Source organism: Bacillus sp. FSL R5-0439 (genome assembly GCF_038008805.1).
GTDB classification, from domain to species: domain Bacteria; phylum Bacillota; class Bacilli; order Bacillales; family Bacillaceae; genus Bacillus; species Bacillus safensis.
In genome coordinates this window covers 1,487,993-1,506,753 of sequence record NZ_JBBOZW010000001.1, presented here as the reverse complement: position 1 = coordinate 1,506,753, position 18,761 = coordinate 1,487,993, and the positions used below count along the sequence as shown (strand labels likewise).

Genomic DNA, 18,761 nt, shown 5'->3' with positions numbered 1-18,761 from the left:
ATCCGCACTACTTCAATCTAATTTTTTCGTTCTTTTCCACTTGAATCACTTGACCGTCCTGAACAATTAACGTTATTGAACCGAATTTCATATCCCCAATCAGTTCTTGCATATGCTTTACTAAGTCCTCATCCTGATTTTGTTTCACTTCCATCTCCTCTTCCTCCTCACCGTTAAAATAAAAAAACTTTCTTTCAGTCCGAAAGAAAGATGAGGAAGCTCACGATTTCCTTATCTTTCAAAATAGAATCATTTTGCAGGAAGTAGCACCTTGCGAATCGCAGGTTGCCGGGTTTCATCGGGCCAGTCCCTCCACCTCTCTGGATAAGAGTTTCAATTTGTCTTAAATATTAACACAATTCAAACAAAAGTCAACCCGACTTTATTGATAGGATTAGTTTTTATTAAAATTTGAGTCTATTTTACTATTTTTACCTAAATAAAAAACTGTGCGGGCAGGCACAGTTTTTGTTAACGATGGGCTTTCACTTTTCAGACCGTTTCTTCCATCCAAGATTCTGAGGAAGGATCTTGTCTCCAGCGTTTTAGTTTGTTCATCGCAGCAGGCTCAATCGCTTTCAGTTCAAGTGCCACGTCTGTCAATGTGTCATAGTCTGTTAGGGTGACATATGGAATATTTTTTTCTTGAAATGCTGCCGCTGCTTTTGGCAGTCCGTATGTGAAGATCGCGGCAACTCCTAGTACCTCGCAGCCCTCATCTTGAAGAGCAGCGACCACTTCAAGCACACTGCCTCCTGTGGAAATAAGGTCTTCTACGACGACAACCTTTTGGCCTTTTGATACGGCTCCTTCAATTTGATTTCCTTTTCCATGTGCTTTCGGCTTACTTCTGACATAACACATCGGGATGTTCAAGCGGTCTGCTGCTAATGCCGCATGAGGAATGCCTGCTGTTGCAGTACCCGCGACAACCTCTGCTCCCTTGAAATGAGTGAGAATTAAATCTTTTAGACCTTCAGCAATGTCGTGTCTCACTTCTGGATATGACAATGTCAGGCGGTTATCACAATAGATCGGTGATTTTATACCGCTCGCCCATGTAAACGGTTCGTCTGGTTTTAATGAGACCGCTTTGATTTGTAATAGATGTTTCGCGATTTTTGATTTCATCTGGCAGTCACTCCCACTCTTTCAAAATTTGATGATAGGCTTCTATTGGTTTATCAGCTTTTGTGATTGATCTTCCGACAACGATTTGTGAAACACCTTGCTCTTTTGCATAGGCAGGTGTCGCCACGCGCTGTTGATCATCAGTTTGATCATTCGGTAAGCGAATTCCTGGCGTTACAGTGAGAAAGGATGGTGAAATATGTTCATGAAGTGCTTTAGATTCATGAACAGAGCAAACAACCCCGTCCAGCCCACTTTCATATGCTAATTGTCCGTACCGGATAACAGTCTCTTGCAACGGATGGTCAATGAGTAATTCGTTTCTCATCATGTCTTCTGACGTACTAGTCAGCTGGGTCACTGCAATAATGCCCGGGCGGTTTTGTCCAGCAGGAGTCCCGCTTTCAAGTCCCTCTAACGCAGCCTGCATCATTCGTTTCCCGCCAGCAGCATGCACATTGACCAAATCAACACCAAGTGCAGCAAGCCGGTTCATCGCTTTTTGCACGGTTGTTGGAATATCATGAAGCTTCAGATCAAGGAAAATACGGCAATTTTTTTCTTTTAGTGCGTCAATGATGGCAGGACCTTCTTGGTAAAACAGCTCCATGCCTACCTTCACAAATAATGGTGTCCCTTCAAAAGGGTCTAAAAAGGCAAGCGCGTCCTTCCCTGATGGAAAATCAAGCGCGATGATGGGCAAGTGCTTCATGTTTCCAGCTCCTTCCGATACATTCCTCTACAGATGAATAACCATATGCTGCTAACACATTTGGCAGCTCTTCAATGATTTCCGGGCAAATAAATGGATTCACAAAATTGGCTGTGCCGACAGCTACTGCACTTGCACCTGCTAGTAAAAATTCAAGTACATCTTCAGCACTTTGCACTCCGCCCATCCCGATAATCGGAATAGAAACCGCTTGACTCACCTCGTGTACCATGCGCACAGCGACCGGTTTGACAGCTGGTCCTGATAATCCGCCTGTTTTATTGGCAAGGATGGGTTTCCCCGTTTTTAAATCTAAACGCATACCGATTAATGTGTTAATCATGGTGAGTCCATCCGCTCCAGCAGCTTCAATCGCTTGAGCAATCTCCACAATATTGGCTACGTTAGGTGACAGCTTGACATAGACAGGTACAGAAGAGACTTCCTTGACCGCTTTTGTCAATGACGCCGCCATATTTGGATCTGTACCGAAGGCAATCCCGCCTGTTTTCACATTTGGGCAAGAAATATTCAGTTCAAGGGCATGAACATTTTTTGCTTGGCTGATTTGCTTGGCTACTTCCACATAATCATCAACCTGTGAGCCAGCAACATTCGCAATAATAGGTGTATCAAATTGTTCAAGCCAAGGCAGCTCATTTTCAAGCACGCCTTTTAGACCCGGATTTTGAAGGCCGATTGCATTAAGCATACCAGCTCCTGTCTCGGCTACCCTTGGCGTGGGATTGCCAAATCTCGGTTCAAGGGTTGTGGCTTTGATCATGATACCGCCTAGCAATGATAGGTCATATAAGGATGCAAATTCTCTCCCGAACCCGAAGCAGCCTGATGCAGGGATGATTGGATTTTTTAAAGATAATCCCGGTAACTCAACGTTTAGCATGACAACGCCACCTCCTCTGCTTTAAAAACAGGTCCATCAAGACAGACTTTGACGTAAGGTTTGTCGAGCTGATCGGTATGACAGACACATGCAAAGCACGCACCAATTCCGCAGCCCATTCGTTCTTCCATCGAAATATAGACGGGCTTATCAGGATACGTGTCTTTCAGCGCTTTTAGCATAGGTGTTGGACCGCATGAAAGCAGCACATCAAAGCTCAGGTTTTGCTCTTTTATCACATCTGTTACAAAGCCTTTAGCACCGTATGTGTCATCAACCGTTGCAATAAACGTATCGCCTAGTGCTTGAAATTTCTCCTCGTAAAATACATCCTTTTTCGATTGAAAGCCGAGCACATGCTTCACGATGACGCCTTTTTTCGTTAAACGCTTGGACAGTTCATATAGAGGCGGTACGCCAATTCCGCCGCCGACTAGTAATGCCGTCTCTCCGGGCTGGACGACTGAAGGATCATACCCGTTTCCAAGCGGCCCTAATACATCGACTGATTCTCCCTCCCGCTTTTGGGAGAGGAGCTTTGTGCCCTCTCCCTCTGCGCGGTAAATGATGGTTGCTTCTTTTTGCTCGGCATGAATGTTGGCAATACTGATCGGTCTTCTCAGCAGCGGTGTCATGGATTCACTGACCTTTAGATGAAGGAATTGTCCAGCCGTTTGAAAGGAGTCCACAAGGTCTCCTTTTAATGTCATTTCGTAAATATGATCAGCGATCTCTCGGTTCGAGACGACCGTCAAGTATGCTTTTTTCATATCGTTACTGTCACCTCAGCATTCGTTTTCACTTCTGGCATTTCATCTGCTCTAAATGTCATGCTCTCAAGCACTCTTAAAATGGCTTCTGCTGTATCTAAGGACGTTAAGCAGGCCACTCCGTTTTCAACAGATTCACGTCTAATTCTAAAGCCGTCTCTTGCCGGCTGTTTTCCTTTTGTTAAGGTGTTGATGACAAATTGCGCTTCCCCGTTTCGAATGACATCGAGAAGGTTTTTGCCTTCCTCTCCAATTTTGCCGACCACACTTGATGGAATGGAGGCTTGTTTTAAATAATTCGCCGTTCCTTCTGTCGCTAAAATATGATAGCCGATTGTATGGAATCTTCTTGCGATCTCAAGTCCTTCTTCTTTATCCTTATCAGCCACTGTCAGAAGTACTGTTCCGTCATTAGGAATTTGAATACCTGACGCAATCAATCCTTTATATAGGGCTTTTTCGATCGTGACATCTTTCCCCATGACTTCACCTGTTGATTTCATTTCAGGTCCGAGTGTAATATCGACTCTTCTTAATTTAGCAAAAGAGAAGACTGGGACTTTAACGTACACTCCTTCTTGCTCTGTGTGAAGCCCTTCTTCGTAGCCATAATTTTTGAGCTTGTCGCCTAAGATGACTTTTGTCGCAAGGTTGGCCATCGGGATGCCTGTGATTTTACTTAAGAAAGGAACCGTCCGGCTTGATCGCGGGTTCACTTCAAGTACATACACTTCGCCTTTTGATAGGACAAATTGGATGTTCAAAAGCCCAATAATGTTGAGTCCTTTTGCAAGCTTGATCGTGTATTCTGCGATCTTCGCTTTGATGTCCTCAGACAATGTTTGCGGCGGATAGACTGCAATCGAGTCACCAGAGTGAACTCCGGCTCTTTCAATGTGTTCCATAATGCCTGGTATCACGACCGTTTCGCCATCAGACACGGCATCTACTTCAATTTCTTTTCCTGTCAAATACTTGTCAATTAACACTGGATGTTGCGGATTGACCTTCACCGCATTCTCCATGTAGTGAAGAAGCTCGGCTTCTTGATACACAATTTCCATCGCGCGGCCGCCTAATACATAGGAAGGACGGACAAGGACTGGGTAGCCAATTTGATTGGCAATCGCTACTGCTTCAGGCACAGACGTTGCTGTTTTCCCTTTAGGCTGGGGCACGCCGAGTGTTTCTAACGTTTGTTCAAACTTGTCCCGGTTTTCTGCGCGGTCTAGGTCTTCTAGAGAAGTTCCAAGAATTTTAACCCCTCTATTTGATAATTCATCTGCTAAGTTGATCGCTGTTTGCCCGCCGAACTGAACGACAACTCCTTCAGGCTGTTCAAGGTCGATGATATGCATCACGTCTTCTACAGTGAGTGGTTCAAAGTAGAGCTTATCTGAAATACTAAAGTCTGTTGAGACCGTTTCAGGGTTGTTGTTAATAATGATCGCTTCATAGCCTGCTTGTTTAATTGCCCACACAGAGTGAACGGTCGCATAATCAAATTCAACCCCTTGTCCAATTCGGATGGGACCTGAACCTAATACGATAACGCTTTTCTTGTCTGTACGTTCTGATTCATTTTCATCTTCATACGTGCTGTAGAAATAAGGTGTCTCTGATTCAAATTCTGCCGCACATGTATCCACCATTTTGTATACAGGTACAATGCCTGCTTCTTGTCTTAGCTTGTAGACATCCGCTTCGTTCATATTCCACTCGCGGCTAATGTAGATATCTGAGAAGCCTTTTTCTTTCGCTTCTTTTAATACGTCTGTATTGCCTTTGTTTTCTTTTAATGTCTTCTCAAAGGCGATGATGCCTTCCAGTTTATGAAGGAAGAAGTAATCAATTTTTGAGAATTCGTGTATTTGTTCGACTGTATAGCCTCTTCTAAGCGCCTCAGCGATATAAAATAATCGTTCGTCTCCCGCTTTAATAATCCGTTTTTCAAGCACTTCATTTGTGATGTCTGCTTCATCTTTTAATTCAATGTGATGCACATCGGCTTCAAGTGAGCGTACAGCCTTTAGAAGAGACTCTTCTAATGTGCGGCCGATCGCCATGACTTCACCAGTTGCCTTCATTTGCGTACCAAGACGTCTGTTGGCAGATTCAAATTTATCGAACGGCCAGCGCGGTATTTTTGAAACGATATAGTCAAGTGCAGGCTCGAAGGCTGCATAGGTTTTACCTGTGACTGGGTTCATCATTTCATCAAGCGTTAAGCCGACTGCAATTTTCGCTGCCAATTTGGCAATTGGATAGCCTGTCGCTTTTGACGCAAGTGCAGAGGAACGGCTCACACGCGGGTTTACTTCGATGATATAGTATTGAAAACTGTTTGGATCAAGTGCCAGCTGAACGTTACAGCCGCCTTCTATGCCAAGTGCGCGGATCAGCTTAAGCGACACATTGCGAAGCAGCTGATATTCACGATCACTTAACGTTTGGCTTGGCGCTACAACAATACTGTCACCTGTATGGATACCGACAGGGTCAAAGTTTTCCATGTTACAAACAACGATTGCATGGTCACCGCTGTCTCGCATGACTTCATATTCAATTTCTTTAAAGCCTGCAATGCTTTTTTCAAGTAAGCATTGTGTAACTGGGCTTAGCTTCAGGCCGTTTTCAACGATTTCCTTCAGTTCTTGCTCGTTTGTACAAATTCCGCCGCCCGTTCCACCTAATGTATAGGCTGGTCTGACGATGACAGGGAAACCGATTTGATCCGTAAACGCCATTGCTTCTTCCAGGTTATGAATGATTTCACTTTCTGGTACAGGCTCATTTAGTTCATTCATCAAATTACGGAATAAATCTCTATCCTCTGCTTTTTGGATGGCTGACAGCTTTGTACCGAGTACTTCAACGCCGCATTCAGCTAATACACCAAGGTCTGACAATTCAACAGCAAGGTTTAATCCAGTTTGCCCGCCAAGTGTTGGCAAGATCGCATCAGGGCGTTCTTTTCGAATGATTCGTGTTAAAAATTCTGGTGTCAGTGGTTCGATGTATACCTTGTCGGCCATTTCTGTATCTGTCATGATGGTAGCAGGGTTAGAGTTCACAAGAACGACTTCATAGCCCTCTTCTTTTAGTGCTAAGCAAGCCTGTGTGCCTGCATAGTCAAACTCCGCTGCCTGACCGATGATGATAGGACCTGATCCGATTACTAAAATCTTTTTGATGTCTACGCGTTTTGGCATACTTCTTCCCCTTCTTTCTCAGTCGTATGAATCATTTCCATGAACTGGTCAAATAAGTAGTTTGCATCTTCTGGACCCGGTGATGCTTCTGGGTGGTACTGAACAGTGAATGCTGGTGCTTCTTTATGTTTTAATCCTTCAATCGTATTGTCGTTTAAGGCAATATGTGTGACTTCGAGCACGTCTTCGTTAATCTTGCTAACCGTGTAGCCATGGTTTTGAGACGTGAGTGTCACCTTGCCAGTTGCTAGTTCTTTTACTGGATGGTTAGACCCTCTGTGACCAAATTTCATTTTTTCTGTGCTTGCACCGCACGCTAGAGCAAATAACTGATGTCCGAGGCAAATGCCAAAGAGCGGCACCTTTCCAATCAATTGCTGAATCATCTCAACGGCTTCTGGTACATCCACAGGATCTCCAGGTCCGTTTGAAAGCATGATGCCATCAGGCTTTAGCTGCAGCACTTCATCTGCAGTGATGTTGTATGGCACCACAATAACGTCGCAATCACGTTTATTGAGCTCGCGCAAAATGCCGTGCTTCATGCCGAAATCGACAAGAACAATTCTTTTCCCTCTGCCTGGGCTTGGGTACGCATTTTTCACAGATACTTGACTCACCTGATCAGTTGGCAGCTGCAATGTTTGAAGGCGGCGGACAACGTCTTCCACTTGTTCTTCAGGTCCTGCAAACGCCCCTCTTAAAGTCCCTGCACTTCGAATCATTCTAGTCAGCTTCCGTGTATCGATTCCGCTCAGCCCCGGAATGTTTTTCATTTTTAAATATTCATCGAGTGAGTATGAAGAGCGCCAGTTTGAGGGCTTTTCACAAAGCTCTTTCACAATCAGCCCTTTCACAAACGGTGTGATCGATTCAAAATCATCACGGTTAATGCCGTAGTTGCCGATAAGCGGGTAAGTGAGTGTGACAATTTGTCCGCAGTATGATGGATCAGATAAAATTTCTTGATAGCCCGTCATCCCTGTATTAAAGACGACTTCTCCGACTGATGGTTCTAAGCTGCCAAAGCCTGTTCCTTCGAATACTGTTCCGTTTTCTAGCACTAAGCGTCTCTTCATTTTACTAGTCTCCCCTCTTCATAAACGACTTTCCCAGATGCAAGTGTCATGACCGGCCATCCTGATACAGTCAATTTGTCAAACGGTGTATTTTGTCCTTTTGATAAGAAGCTTGTTTTATCGATTGCCATTTCTTTGTTTAAATCAATGAGTGTAATATCAGCTATGTGTCCTTCTTCAAGCTTTCCGTATGGAAGGGAAAAGGCTTCTGCTGGTTTGATTGTCATATAATCAACGAGTTCTTTTAATGTCCATTCGCCTGTTTTGACAAATCGTGTATACAGAAGCGGGAACGCTGTTTCAAGTCCCACAATTCCAAACGGGGCACGCTGCATGGTTTCGTTCTTTTCTTCTTCTGTATGCGGCGCATGGTCTGTGGCGATGAAATCAATCGTTCCATCTAACAGTCCCTCGATCAATGCCTCGCGATCCTCTTTCCCTCTGAGCGGCGGGTTCATTTTATAGTTTGTATCAAGACCTGGAATGTCCGTATCACACAACAGCAGGTGATGCGGTGACACCTCAGCCGTCACACGGATGCCTGCTTTTTTTGCATCGCGTACGACCCGTACAGATTCTTTCGTACTGATATGACATACATGATAATGACAGTTCGCTGCTTCTGCTAAAAGAACATCTCTTGCAATATGCACCGATTCACAAATGGACGGTATACCGTTTAACCCATTTGCTTTTGAAAATTCTCCTTCATGAACGCACCCGCCGTAAATGAGCGAGTTATCTTCACAGTGCGCCACAATCGCTTGATCAAGACTTGCTGCCTGTTTCATCGCTTCGTACATCATGCCTGCTGTTTGGATGCCGACACCGTCATCTGTAAAAGCAAAGGCGCCTGCTTCTTTTAGTGCTGCAAAATCCGTCATCTCTTCCCCAATTTGTCTCGTTGTGATGGAGGCGTATGGCAGTACTCTCACAGATGAAGTCTCTTCGATTCGATTCATGAGCCATTCCATTTGCTCTTTTGTATCTGGAACCGGTCTTGTATTTGGCATCGCTGCAATCGTCGTATATCCGCCTCTTGCGGCTGCTTTAGAGCCTGTTTCAATCGTTTCCTTTTTCTCTCCGCCTGGCTCTCTTAAATGCACATGCAGATCGATCAAGCCTGGTGACACAAATAGCCCTGCTGCATCAATAACCTCTTCTCCGTCTTCTCTTTCTAGGTGACCAATCGCTTGAATCACTTTTCCTTTTAGCCTAATATCCTGCTGCACTCTTTCACCTGTGCTTGTTAAGATAAAACCGTTTTTAATGAGATATGACATAGACAGAATCTCTCCCTTTTTGATGTAGTGTGCTATTTTGAAAAGCTCTTTTTAATACGGCCATTCGGATATAAACACCATTTTCCATTTGCTTGAAAATCCTTGACTGCTTGGACTCTACTAAAGAATCATCTATTTCAACACCTCTGTTTACTGGTGCTGGATGCATAATAATCGCGCGTTCTTTCATTTTGTTTGCTCTGTCTACTGTTAATCCATAAGTTGATAAGTAATCTTCACTGCCCATTTTTTCAGCGTGCCGTTCATGCTGGATTCTGAGCAGCATCACCACATCAGATAGTGCGATGGCTTCATCTACTTGGACGTACGTTCCGTGAGGGTTTTGTTCATCCTGGAAGGAAGCAGGTCCTGAAAAGAGGACTGTCGCTCCCAGCCTTGAGAGAACCTCAGCATTTGACCTTGCTACCCTGCTATGTTTGATGTCTCCATGAATCGAAATCGTTAAGCCTTCAAAGCCGCCAAACTCTTCAAAAATGGTCATGAGGTCAAGCAGTGATTGGGTTGGATGCTGTCCGCAGCCATCACCTGCATTGATGATGGGAATTCCAACCTTCCCGATCAGCTCGTTATAATATTCATCGGTGCTGTCTCTGATCACACATGCCTTTACTCCGATCGATTCCAGTGTTTTTACCGTATCGTAAAGTGTTTCGCCCTTTTGAACGGAGGTGCTTGCTGCATCTAAGCTCAGGACATTCATCCCTAATTTCTTCTCTGCTACTTCGAAGCTAAAACGTGTTCTTGTGCTTGGTTCAAAGAAGAGGTTTGCCACAAATTCTCCGGCTAATCCATGTTCTTGTTTCCCCTTTTTGAGTGCAGCTGCTTCTTCAATCAGCTGAAAAATCTCTTCTTTTGATAAGCTGCTCATTGTCGATAAATCATTCATTTTTTCTTCCCCCTCTAGTTTTTCATCACTTTCAGGTTCAAAAAAACCCTAAGCCTCGGCAGCTTAGGGTTCTCCAAAAGAAGCAGCGGCACTTTCGTGCATTCTGCTCCATTTAGAACCCTTGTCAGCCTCACTGGACTTCTTTTAAAAGGTTTTCTGTATTTGATTCATTTGACTCGTCATCTTCCGCTTTTTGATGCGGCAGGATCAGGTTTAACAGGACACCCGTAATCGCAGCAAGTGCCATTCCAGATAGAGTGAGATTGATTTGTTTCACCTCAATGAATGCCCCTCCAATTCCGATGACTAGGATGACTGATGCGATAATGAGATTACGCTTTTCTTCAAAATTCACTTTATGATCAATCAGGATTCTCAGGCCGCTTGAGGCAATGATTCCAAAGAGCAGGAACGAAACGCCTCCCATCACCGCGGACGGCACTGTACTGATTAATGCTGAAATTTTCCCTACAAAACCGAAGCAGATCGCAAACACGGCTGCTCCGCCGATGACGAAGATACTGAACACTCTTGTGATGGCAAGTACGCCAATGTTCTCTCCATAAGTTGTTGTTGGTGGTCCACCAATAAGTGAAGCGAAGATGGTCGCCGCACTGTCTCCTAAAATGGAGCGGTGAAGACCAGGTTTTTTAATAAAATCTTGTCCTACGACCTTACTTAACACCACCTGGTGGCCAATATGCTCAGACATTGTGACAAAGGCAACCGGCACCATCACTGTGAGAATGCTTAAAGTCACAGCAGGTGTATAGTCGACAAATGGCACGACGAAGTCTGGGACAGCAAACCATTTTGCGTCAATGACCGGCTGGAAGTTCACAATGCCTTGTGTTAAGGCAAAGAGATAGCCGCTGATAATGCCGATTAAAACTGGGATTAAGCTAAGGAATCCTCTTAGGAAAATCATACTGATAATCGTGACAGCCAGTGTGAAGCCAGCGACCATTAAGTGCTTGAGGCTGTAAACAAGCTCGGTTGCATTCGGATCAACATACATCGCCATGTTGACTGCTGTTCCAGCGAGTCCGAGTCCGATGACCATAATGACTGGTCCTACGACGACCGGCGGCAGAAGCTTCATCAGCCAGCCTGTTCCGAGCCATTTAATGAACAGGGCAATGAGCGCATAAGCGACACCCGCCATGAAGGCGCCAACCATTGCGGCTCCGGGGCCGCCCGTTGCTTTCACATTCAGTATGGGGGCGATGAAGGCAAAGGACGATCCAAGATACGCCGGAATTTGTCCTCTTGTGATGATTAAGTAAACAATCGTTCCCACACCGCTTGAGATGAGCGCGACGGCTGGACTCATATCAATGATTTTTGGTACAAGAATGGTTGCACCAAACATCGCAAACAAATGCTGCAGGCTAAGTGATAGCCATGTGAATGGTTTTGGGATATCTCGAATGCCTAAATTGGCTTTTTGCTGACTCATGATTTTCCTCCTAGATGTGTCCTTTTTCATTAAAAAAGCCTCTTTGCGAGTATGCGCAAAGAGGCCTAGAAAAACCAGACACGTCATGTTAGCCGTGTGCTCGGTGTCTCTGTTATTGCCCTCTTTGCAAACTCTCTGGAATGCATTTAAAAAGGTTATTTTTCGTATATAGCGACAAGGTCGTTTTGATCTACTTCATTCAGTTGAACCATAACGGTCTCTGCTTTTGATGTCGGAATGTTTTTCCCGATATAATCCGCTCGAATTGGCAGCTCCCGGTGTCCCCTGTCGACGAGCACAGCCAGCTGAATGGAAGATGGTCTTCCTACATCCACAAGGGCATCCATAGCTGCTCTGACGGTTCTGCCTGTAAACAGGACATCGTCAACGACAATGAGTGTTTTGTCATTAATGTCAGCTGGGATGTCTGCTCCCTTTACAAGCGGGTCTTGATTGTCTGTCTTCTTTGTCAGGTCATCACGGTATAGCGTAATATCAAGTTCACCCACAGTGACTGGATTTCCTTCAATTTGCTCGATGCGCTCTGCAAGGCGCTTTGCAAGATGTATGCCTCTTGTCTTGATCCCGGCAAGGATGACATCCTTCATCCCTTTGTTGCGCTCAATCATTTCATGTGCAATTCGGGTAAGCGCTCGTCTGATCGCTTGTTCATCAAGAATGACTGCTTTTTGTTCCATCTTTTACACCTCTTTTTGACAAATAAAAAGCCCCTTCTGCAAAGGGCAGAGAGGGGCGTTCATTTGTGCATACTCGTGCACAAATTGATCCGTTATCCTTCTCAGCCTCTCTGGACTGTTTTAAAGAATCTCAATTTCTTCGTTTATTATTTCAAAAAAAGAACGGCCTGTCAATCGTTATTTCTTAATGAATCGATAAAGCCCCTCATATCAGCTGGAATTGGTGCTGTGAATTCGATATATTCTCCTGTTCTAGGATGATCAAATCCTAAAACACCAGCATGCAGAAGCTGTCCATTAAAATCGACTGTTTTTCTCGGCCCATATTTCGGATCTCCTGCAAGAGGGTAGCCGATATATTTCATATGAACACGAATTTGGTGTGTTCTTCCTGTTTCCAGACGGCACTCGACAACCGTGAAGTCTTTAAAGCGTTCAATCACATCAAAGTGAGTGACGGCCTGTTTTGCATTTTCTTTTGTGACCGTCATGCTTTGGCGGTCTTTTTTGTCTCTGCCAATTGGTGCATCAATTGTGCCTGTATCATGCTGGATAATACCGTGGACAACAGCCGTATACTTTCTTGTGACAGTTTTAGCCACCAGCTGATTGACGAGTGACTCATGTGCGATATCGTTTTTTGCAACCATTAACAGCCCAGACGTATCTTTATCAATTCGGTGGACAATTCCAGGACGCATCACACCGTTAATCCCTGATAAATCGGTACAATGTGCCATCAGACCATTTACAAGTGTACCTGACACATGACCTGGGGCTGGATGAACGACCATTCCTCGAGGCTTATTTACGACTAACACATCTGCATCCTCATAATAAATATCAAGATCCATTGGTTCTGCTTCTACATCTAGCGCTTCCGGATCTGGAATCTCCACTTTGATTTGATCCCCAGCTTGTACTTTGTAATTGGCCTTTACTTGTTTCCCGTTTACTTCGATCAGCCCATCTTTTACCCATTGCTGGACTTGGGTTCTTGACCATTCTGGTTCTGTTGTGCTTAGAAATTTATCTAGCCGTTCACTCGTTTGTTCTTCTGAAACGGCAATATTTACTTGATTCATGTAGTTGACTCCTTATTTTTCTTTCCATCTAACAGCATTTGAATGAAGAGCAGAATAACCCCTACACAGAGAGAAGAATCTGCAATATTAAAGATTGGGTAGTGATAATCCCCAAATACGAAATGAGCAAAATCAACCACTTCCTGACGGAAAATACGGTCGATAAAGTTTCCGATCGCTCCGCCAAGCATTAAGGCCAGCGCTACTCCAAGCAGCTTGTCCTTTTGTCCATGTTTTTGTAAGTAATAAACAATTCCCGCAATAACAACGAGTGTGATCACATAGAAAAACCACATTTGCCCTTGGAGAATTCCCCATGCGGCTCCTGAATTTCGGTGAGACGTGATATAAAAGAATCCATCAATGACTGGAACAGAATCACCGAGCATCATATTTTTGACAATGAGCCATTTTGTTAATTGGTCTAAACAAATGATAACGAATGCGATTATGTAATAGAACACACACGTTCCTCCATCTTCATACTTTGATCTTTAAGCATTTTATCAAGAAAACGGGAAGGAGTAAAGAAACTTTAGTTGACAGACAAAAACCTCCCTACATGTGGAAGGCTTCAAAATGAGAATCATTTGATTCGGAAGGATAAGGAGTGAATGCTTTTTTCTCGTATTGCTTATGATATAAAAAGTCGTCAGCCGTGCGGGCGGTAGGAAGAATGCTCATTTGTTCAAGCGGAATCATATTACCTGTCGCCTCACATATGCCATAGGTCCCTTGTTCGATCTTTGCAATAGCGAGAGACACATCTTGCAGCTCTTCTTTGATGTGATAAAGAAGTGTGGTCGTTTTAACGTCATTCAACGAGACATGCTCAGCGGGTGAACGAAATGATGCGTATTCAAACAGTTTAGATTGCAGCTCTTCTTTGATTTGAAGGAGTTCCGTGTAAATCGTCTCTAGATCGCCATTCATGTCGCTATTTCAACTCCTGCCCTGTCGTGATAATCATATTGTTGCCCTGCCTGGTTACTTTAAAGCCATAAGATTTTTCCTTTCGTTCTAAACGCTGTCATTTTCTCAAAAAAGAAAACGCCCCGCATATGACGGGGCGCCAGCTTGTGATATCGCACTGTTAATTTTGGTAATATTTCTCCACGATTTCAGCATTTTTCAGCGACAATGTTGGGTATTTCGGATTTGCACCAACATCTTTTGAAATAATGCGGGAACGTTCGCACAGTTCTCCTTCTGCTTTTTGAACCACAATTCTTCCTGATGTATATTCAGGCGCCGATGTATCTGCATGCTGCTTATCCTCGACCGTTAATTCAGAGATGATAAAGAGCTGCTTCACATCTTCTTTAATGGATGCAAGAAGGTTTTTCACTTCGTCTGTCGCATAAAGCGTCACACTTGCTTCAAGTGAACGACCGATGACTTTCTCATTACGCGCAATCTCCAGCGCTTTTAGCACATCGTCACGTACCTCCATAAAGCGGTCAAACTTCGCTTCTGTCGCTTCAGCTTGAGGAACTGCCACACCTTCTGGCATATCTGTTAACTGAACACTTGGCTCTTCAACAAAGCTTAAGTGGCTCCATAATTCATCTGCTGTATGCGGAAGAATTGGTGCAGTCAGCTTCACTAATGCCATTAATGTTTCGTAGAAGACAGTCTGCATGCTGCGGCGGTCTGGGTGATCCGCATGCTCAATGTAGACGACATCCTTTGCAAAATCGAGATAGAAAGAGCTGAGCTCAATCGTACAGAAATTGTGAATCGCATGATAGACGACCGCAAATTCGTAATCATCATAAGCTTTTTTCACTTTATCAATCAATTTGTTTAATTTGATCAAGATGTATTGGTCCACTTCGCGAAGCTCTTCTACTGGCACAGCATTTACTGCTGGATCAAAGTCAAATAGGTTTCCATGCAGGAAGCGGAATGTGTTACGGATTTTACGATAGACTTCTGCTACTTGTTTCAAAATATCATCAGACACTGGATGATCGGCTTGATAGTTGACAGAAGATACCCAAAGTCTAAGAATTTCTGCACCGAGCTGCTTCGCAACCTTCGTTGGGTCAATCGTGTTGCCTAATGATTTACTCATCTTACGTCCTTCTTTATCAAGCGTAAAGCCGTGGCTTAGGACACCTTTATACGGTGCTTTTCCAGTGACAGCAACTGCTGTTGATAAAGAGGAGTTAAACCAGCCGCGATATTGGTCAGAGCCTTCAAGGTAAAGATCTGCCGGACGGACTAGGTCATCTCTTTCTTCTAAAACGGCTTGGTGAGAAGAACCGGAATCAAACCATACATCCATGATGTCCTGCTCTTTAGTGAATTCACCATTCGGGCTGCCTGGATGTGTAAAGCCTTCTGGCAATAGCTCTTTCGCTTCTTTTTCAAACCAAATATTCGAGCCATGCTCTCTAAATAATTGAGATACATGCTGGATGGTTTCGTCTGTGATGATCGGCTCACCATTTTCTGCATAAAACACCGGAATTGGAACGCCCCATACACGCTGTCTTGAAATGCACCAGTCACCTCTGTCACGCACCATATTGAACAGGCGTGTTTCACCCCATGCTGGAACCCATTTCGTTTCTTTAATATTGTCTAATAACGCTTCTCTAAAATCTTTAATGGATGCAAACCACTGAGCTGTCGCACGATAAATCGTTGGTTTTTTCGTTCTCCAGTCATGCGGATAGGAGTGCGTGATAAAGTCGAGCTTCTTCAGCGCGCCTTTTGCTTCAAGCTGTTCTGTGATGGCTTTATTGGCATCCTCGTAGAATAGTCCTTCAAAACCAGGTGCCTCATCTGTCATCACACCTTTTTCATCTACTGGACAGAGCACATCAAGACCGTATTTCATACCGACAATAAAGTCATCTTCCCCGTGGCCTGGTGCAGTGTGAACACAGCCTGTTCCTGCATCCGTTGTCACGTGATCGCCAAGCATCACAAGAGAATCTCTACCATAGATTGGATGCTCTGCAACGATGTTGTCTAATTCTTTTCCTTTTAGCGTTTTCACGACTTCATACTCTTCAAAGCCGAGTGTTTTTGCCACTTGTTCAACCAATTCAGATGCTACGACATATCGCTCAGCACCCACTTGAAGAACACTGTACTCTAAGTTTGGATGAACACAAATGCCAAGGTTTGCCGGAAGCGTCCAAGGTGTTGTTGTCCAGATAATGAATTGTTCGCCGTTTTCAAGAACGCCTTTGCCATCTTTTACTTTAAACGAAACGTAAATCGATGGTGAACGTTTGTCTTTATATTCAATTTCCGCTTCAGCAAGAGCTGATTCACTTGAAGGAGACCAGTTAACTGGCTTTAATCCTTTATAGATATAGCCTCTCTTCGCCATTTCACCAAAGACAAGAATTTGCTGCGCTTCATATTCAGGCTTTAATGTGACATATGGATTGTCCCAGTCTGCTCTGACGCCTAAGCGTTTAAACTGGCTGCGCTGACCTTCAATTTGCTTCCAAGCATACTCCTCGCATAGTTTGCGGAATTCTGCTGTAGACATTTCTTTGCGTTTTACTTTTTTATTTTTAGTAAGAGCTGTTTCAATTGGCAGCCCGTGTGTATCCCAGCCTGGTACATACGGAGCATGGTACCCGTTCATTGATTTAAAACGGACGATAAAATCTTTTAGGATTTTATTGAGTGCATGCCCCATATGAATGTCACCATTCGCATATGGAGGCCCATCATGCAAAATAAACGTTGGGCGTCCTTTTGTCCGCTCTAAAACCATTTGATAGATGTCTTTCTCTGCCCACTCCTCTTGGATTTCAGGCTCTTTGTTCGGCAAGTTCCCTCTCATTGGGAATTCTGTTTTCGGCATTAATAAGGTGTCTTTGTAGTTCATACCCATTCCTCCACATGCAAATTCTGATTAAAAAACAATAAAAAAAGCCCTCTCATCCCATAAGGGACGAGAAGGCTTGTCTCGCGGTACCACCCTTTTAGACAAGCGCTATTTAAGCAGCCGCTTATCCACTCTAAAATCGTAACGTGATCAGACGCCTTTTCTTACTGTTTTTTTCAGAAAAGGAACTAAAGGGGTGATCTCATTGCAGCGTCTCGTAATGTCAGGCTTCCACCATCCCTGATTCGCTTAATTACGCATGTGACAGCTGCGAGTGTCCCTTTCAAACGTTTATCTCTTGTTAATTTATGATGGTATTATATGCAACATGAGCACGTCATGTCAAGATGATGCGCTTATTCTTTTTCGTCAAAGACAGCGTCCACTTCATATTCCAGTAAATGATCCCAATCGTCATTTTTCAGAAGATCAAGCTGCGCTTCGATGAGCATTTGGAAACGAGTTCTAAAGACCTTCGATTGTTTCTTCAGTTCTTCGATTTCCATTGCAATCTTTCTTGATTTTGACAGCGCTTCGTTGATAATACGGTCTGCATTTTTCTCTGCTTCACGAATAATCAATTTTGCTTCTTTATCAGAATGACGCTTAACGTCTTCTGCTGCTTCCTGCGCCACAAGAATCGATTTGTTTAATGTTTCTTCAATTGTGGCAAAATGACCTAGTCTTTCGTCAAGCTCGTTTACTTTGTCTTCAAGCTCGTTCTTTTTACGGAGTACGATCTCGTAGTCTTTACGTACTTGGCTTAAAAACTCGTTTACTTCGTCTTCGTCATAGCCGCGAAAGCTTTTTGTGAACGTTTTATTATGAATATCATTAGGTGTTAATGGCAACCTCGCCACCTCCAGATTCAAGTTCGTTATGTCATAAGCTCAAATGTTACTTTGAATTTATCTTTTTTGGTCTTCCCATCAATCGTTTTGAGGCTAAAGCGGCCAAATCCCCTTACAGAGAGCTGATCGCCTTCACCGATTGTAAAGGAAGGGTCCTCAGTGACTTTCCAATTGACTTTGACAAGTCCATTTTTGACTAAAAGCTGTGCTTTTTGCCGAGACTGACGGCTGACAGCAGCACATACAGCATCAAGCCGAAGTGAAGAAATGGTATCTTCTTTGATATCAGTCTTCGTCATCACTGGCTTTATTTCTGCCTGCGTGATTTCCTCTAATGAAACGGATGCTCTGCCGACATGTGTCAGCTGCGCCCGCACAAAATCAGCGACATCACTTGTACAAATAAACTGCACATCTTCCTCTGAAAATAATAGATCTCCGAATTTTTGACGCTTCAAGCCTGTCCCAATCAATGAGCCGAGAAGCTTCGGGTGTTCTAAGGAAATAAACTTTTTCGCATAGTTCACCTGAAAATATGACAGCTCAACATCTTCAATAGAAGGTTCTAAATAATCAGGATAAATGAGAGCTCTTTTGCGCTCCGCTCCCTCATACCCGCCAAAAAACATGATCCCAAGTTCTTCAGCATGCTGGATGACGGACTCGGTAATAAATTGCTCACGCGGATCAAGGAAGTCTGTTAATTTCATTCGATATTGGTCGAGTGCGATTTTTTTCCAGCCTAACACTTGGTCGACAAATGGCTGTTCGTCTTTTCTAAAATGCTGATAGATATCGCTCATTTTGTTCC

General features: G+C 43.9%; 17 protein-coding genes, 1 riboswitch and 1 other annotated feature. All 17 genes read right to left on the bottom strand.

Features of this window, described 5'->3' with window-relative positions:
* Positions 1-7 precede the first annotated feature (7 nt).
* The 17 genes from NST59_RS07615 to NST59_RS07535 all read right to left on the bottom strand — a co-directional run bounded on the left by NST59_RS07615 (position 8) and on the right by NST59_RS07535 (position 18,753).
* Positions 8-112: a DUF2292 domain-containing protein gene (locus NST59_RS07615; RefSeq protein WP_369810469.1), complete on the bottom strand. Its 105-nt coding sequence runs from the start codon at positions 110-112 to the stop codon at positions 8-10.
* A gap of 116 nt (positions 113-228) precedes the next feature.
* Positions 229-331: riboswitch (SAM riboswitch) on the bottom strand.
* A 161-nt stretch (positions 332-492) separates the two neighbouring features.
* Positions 493-1,131: an orotate phosphoribosyltransferase gene (gene pyrE / locus NST59_RS07610; protein ID WP_039178408.1), complete on the bottom strand. Its 639-nt coding sequence runs from the start codon at positions 1,129-1,131 to the stop codon at positions 493-495.
* A 7-nt stretch (positions 1,132-1,138) separates the two neighbouring features.
* Entirely contained in the window at positions 1,139-1,843 is a 705-nt protein-coding gene (gene pyrF, locus NST59_RS07605; protein ID WP_327841983.1) for an orotidine-5'-phosphate decarboxylase, read from the bottom strand.
* Complete coding sequence (locus NST59_RS07600; protein ID WP_047202127.1) at positions 1,815-2,747, bottom strand: dihydroorotate dehydrogenase; 933 nt, start codon at positions 2,745-2,747, stop codon at positions 1,815-1,817. Before NST59_RS07600 ends, pyrF begins: the two co-directional genes overlap by 29 nt.
* Positions 2,741-3,517: a dihydroorotate dehydrogenase electron transfer subunit gene (locus NST59_RS07595; RefSeq protein ID WP_268464660.1), complete on the bottom strand. Its 777-nt coding sequence runs from the start codon at positions 3,515-3,517 to the stop codon at positions 2,741-2,743. Before NST59_RS07595 ends, NST59_RS07600 begins: the two co-directional genes overlap by 7 nt.
* Positions 3,514-6,729 carry a carbamoyl-phosphate synthase (glutamine-hydrolyzing) large subunit gene (gene carB, locus NST59_RS07590; RefSeq protein WP_327841982.1) on the bottom strand — a complete coding sequence of 1,072 codons (3,216 nt, stop codon included), beginning with the start codon at positions 6,727-6,729 and terminating at the stop codon, positions 3,514-3,516. Before carB ends, NST59_RS07595 begins: the two co-directional genes overlap by 4 nt.
* Positions 6,714-7,808 carry a carbamoyl phosphate synthase small subunit gene (locus NST59_RS07585; RefSeq protein ID WP_058837736.1) on the bottom strand — a complete coding sequence of 365 codons (1,095 nt, stop codon included), beginning with the start codon at positions 7,806-7,808 and terminating at the stop codon, positions 6,714-6,716. The genes carB and NST59_RS07585 overlap by 16 nt, the downstream gene beginning before the upstream one ends.
* Entirely contained in the window at positions 7,805-9,091 is a 1,287-nt protein-coding gene (locus NST59_RS07580) for a dihydroorotase (protein ID WP_341040550.1), read from the bottom strand. The genes NST59_RS07585 and NST59_RS07580 overlap by 4 nt, the downstream gene beginning before the upstream one ends.
* Positions 9,075-9,998 (bottom strand): aspartate carbamoyltransferase catalytic subunit, encoded by a 924-nt coding sequence (locus NST59_RS07575; RefSeq protein WP_327841981.1) that lies wholly within the window; start codon positions 9,996-9,998, stop codon positions 9,075-9,077. Before NST59_RS07575 ends, NST59_RS07580 begins: the two co-directional genes overlap by 17 nt.
* Before the next feature lie 130 nt (positions 9,999-10,128).
* Positions 10,129-11,457, bottom strand: coding sequence for a solute carrier family 23 protein (locus NST59_RS07570; protein ID WP_039178389.1), 1,329 nt, complete (start codon positions 11,455-11,457; stop codon positions 10,129-10,131).
* Between the two features lie 155 nt (positions 11,458-11,612).
* Entirely contained in the window at positions 11,613-12,155 is a 543-nt protein-coding gene (gene pyrR, locus NST59_RS07565) for a bifunctional pyr operon transcriptional regulator/uracil phosphoribosyltransferase PyrR (RefSeq protein ID WP_024424234.1), read from the bottom strand.
* A 170-nt stretch (positions 12,156-12,325) separates the two neighbouring features.
* A complete protein-coding gene (locus tag NST59_RS07560; protein WP_039178386.1) occupies positions 12,326-13,240 on the bottom strand; it encodes an RluA family pseudouridine synthase in 915 nt (304 codons plus the stop codon).
* Positions 13,237-13,704 (bottom strand): signal peptidase II, encoded by a 468-nt coding sequence (gene lspA, locus NST59_RS07555; protein WP_024424236.1) that lies wholly within the window; start codon positions 13,702-13,704, stop codon positions 13,237-13,239. The genes NST59_RS07560 and lspA overlap by 4 nt, the downstream gene beginning before the upstream one ends.
* 94 nt (positions 13,705-13,798) lie before the next feature.
* Positions 13,799-14,173, bottom strand: a complete 375-nt coding sequence (locus NST59_RS07550; RefSeq protein ID WP_039178384.1) for a TraR/DksA family transcriptional regulator — start codon at positions 14,171-14,173, stop codon at positions 13,799-13,801.
* A gap of 160 nt (positions 14,174-14,333) precedes the next feature.
* Positions 14,334-17,099, bottom strand: coding sequence for an isoleucine--tRNA ligase (gene ileS, locus NST59_RS07545; RefSeq protein ID WP_247544218.1), 2,766 nt, complete (start codon positions 17,097-17,099; stop codon positions 14,334-14,336).
* Between the two features lie 59 nt (positions 17,100-17,158).
* Positions 17,159-17,396 (bottom strand) — a binding site (T-box leader).
* Between the two features lie 59 nt (positions 17,397-17,455).
* A complete protein-coding gene (locus tag NST59_RS07540; RefSeq protein ID WP_008344947.1) occupies positions 17,456-17,950 on the bottom strand; it encodes a DivIVA domain-containing protein in 495 nt (164 codons plus the stop codon).
* 26 nt (positions 17,951-17,976) lie between these two features.
* The gene (locus NST59_RS07535; RefSeq protein ID WP_039178378.1) at positions 17,977-18,753 is read right to left on the bottom strand and encodes a YlmH family RNA-binding protein; all 777 of its coding nucleotides are present in this window, start codon (positions 18,751-18,753) and stop codon (positions 17,977-17,979) included.
* Positions 18,754-18,761: the final 8 nt, after the last annotated feature.

Bases quoted from the DNA above. Each gene is read 5' to 3' on its own strand.
- pyrR (WP_024424234.1), bottom strand. From the start codon at position 12,155: ATGGAACAAAAAGCAGTCATTCTTGATGAACAAGCGATCAGACGAGCG.
- pyrF (WP_327841983.1), bottom strand. From the start codon at position 1,843: ATGAAGCACTTGCCCATCATCGCGCTTGATTTTCCATCAGGGAAGGAC.
- NST59_RS07570 (WP_039178389.1), bottom strand. From the start codon at position 11,457: ATGAGTCAGCAAAAAGCCAATTTAGGCATTCGAGATATCCCAAAACCA.
- NST59_RS07535 (WP_039178378.1), bottom strand. From the start codon at position 18,753: ATGAGCGATATCTATCAGCATTTTAGAAAAGACGAACAGCCATTTGTC.
- NST59_RS07575 (WP_327841981.1), bottom strand. From the start codon at position 9,998: ATGAATGATTTATCGACAATGAGCAGCTTATCAAAAGAAGAGATTTTT.
- ileS (WP_247544218.1), bottom strand. From the start codon at position 17,099: ATGAACTACAAAGACACCTTATTAATGCCGAAAACAGAATTCCCAATG.
- pyrE (WP_039178408.1), bottom strand. From the start codon at position 1,131: ATGAAATCAAAAATCGCGAAACATCTATTACAAATCAAAGCGGTCTCA.
- NST59_RS07615 (WP_369810469.1), bottom strand. From the start codon at position 112: ATGCAAGAACTGATTGGGGATATGAAATTCGGTTCAATAACGTTAATT.
- carB (WP_327841982.1), bottom strand. From the start codon at position 6,729: ATGCCAAAACGCGTAGACATCAAAAAGATTTTAGTAATCGGATCAGGT.
- NST59_RS07585 (WP_058837736.1), bottom strand. From the start codon at position 7,808: ATGAAGAGACGCTTAGTGCTAGAAAACGGAACAGTATTCGAAGGAACA.
- NST59_RS07600 (WP_047202127.1), bottom strand. From the start codon at position 2,747: ATGCTAAACGTTGAGTTACCGGGATTATCTTTAAAAAATCCAATCATC.
- NST59_RS07580 (WP_341040550.1), bottom strand. From the start codon at position 9,091: ATGTCATATCTCATTAAAAACGGTTTTATCTTAACAAGCACAGGTGAA.
- NST59_RS07560 (WP_039178386.1), bottom strand. From the start codon at position 13,240: ATGAATCAAGTAAATATTGCCGTTTCAGAAGAACAAACGAGTGAACGG.
- NST59_RS07595 (WP_268464660.1), bottom strand. From the start codon at position 3,517: ATGAAAAAAGCATACTTGACGGTCGTCTCGAACCGAGAGATCGCTGAT.
- NST59_RS07550 (WP_039178384.1), bottom strand. From the start codon at position 14,173: ATGAATGGCGATCTAGAGACGATTTACACGGAACTCCTTCAAATCAAA.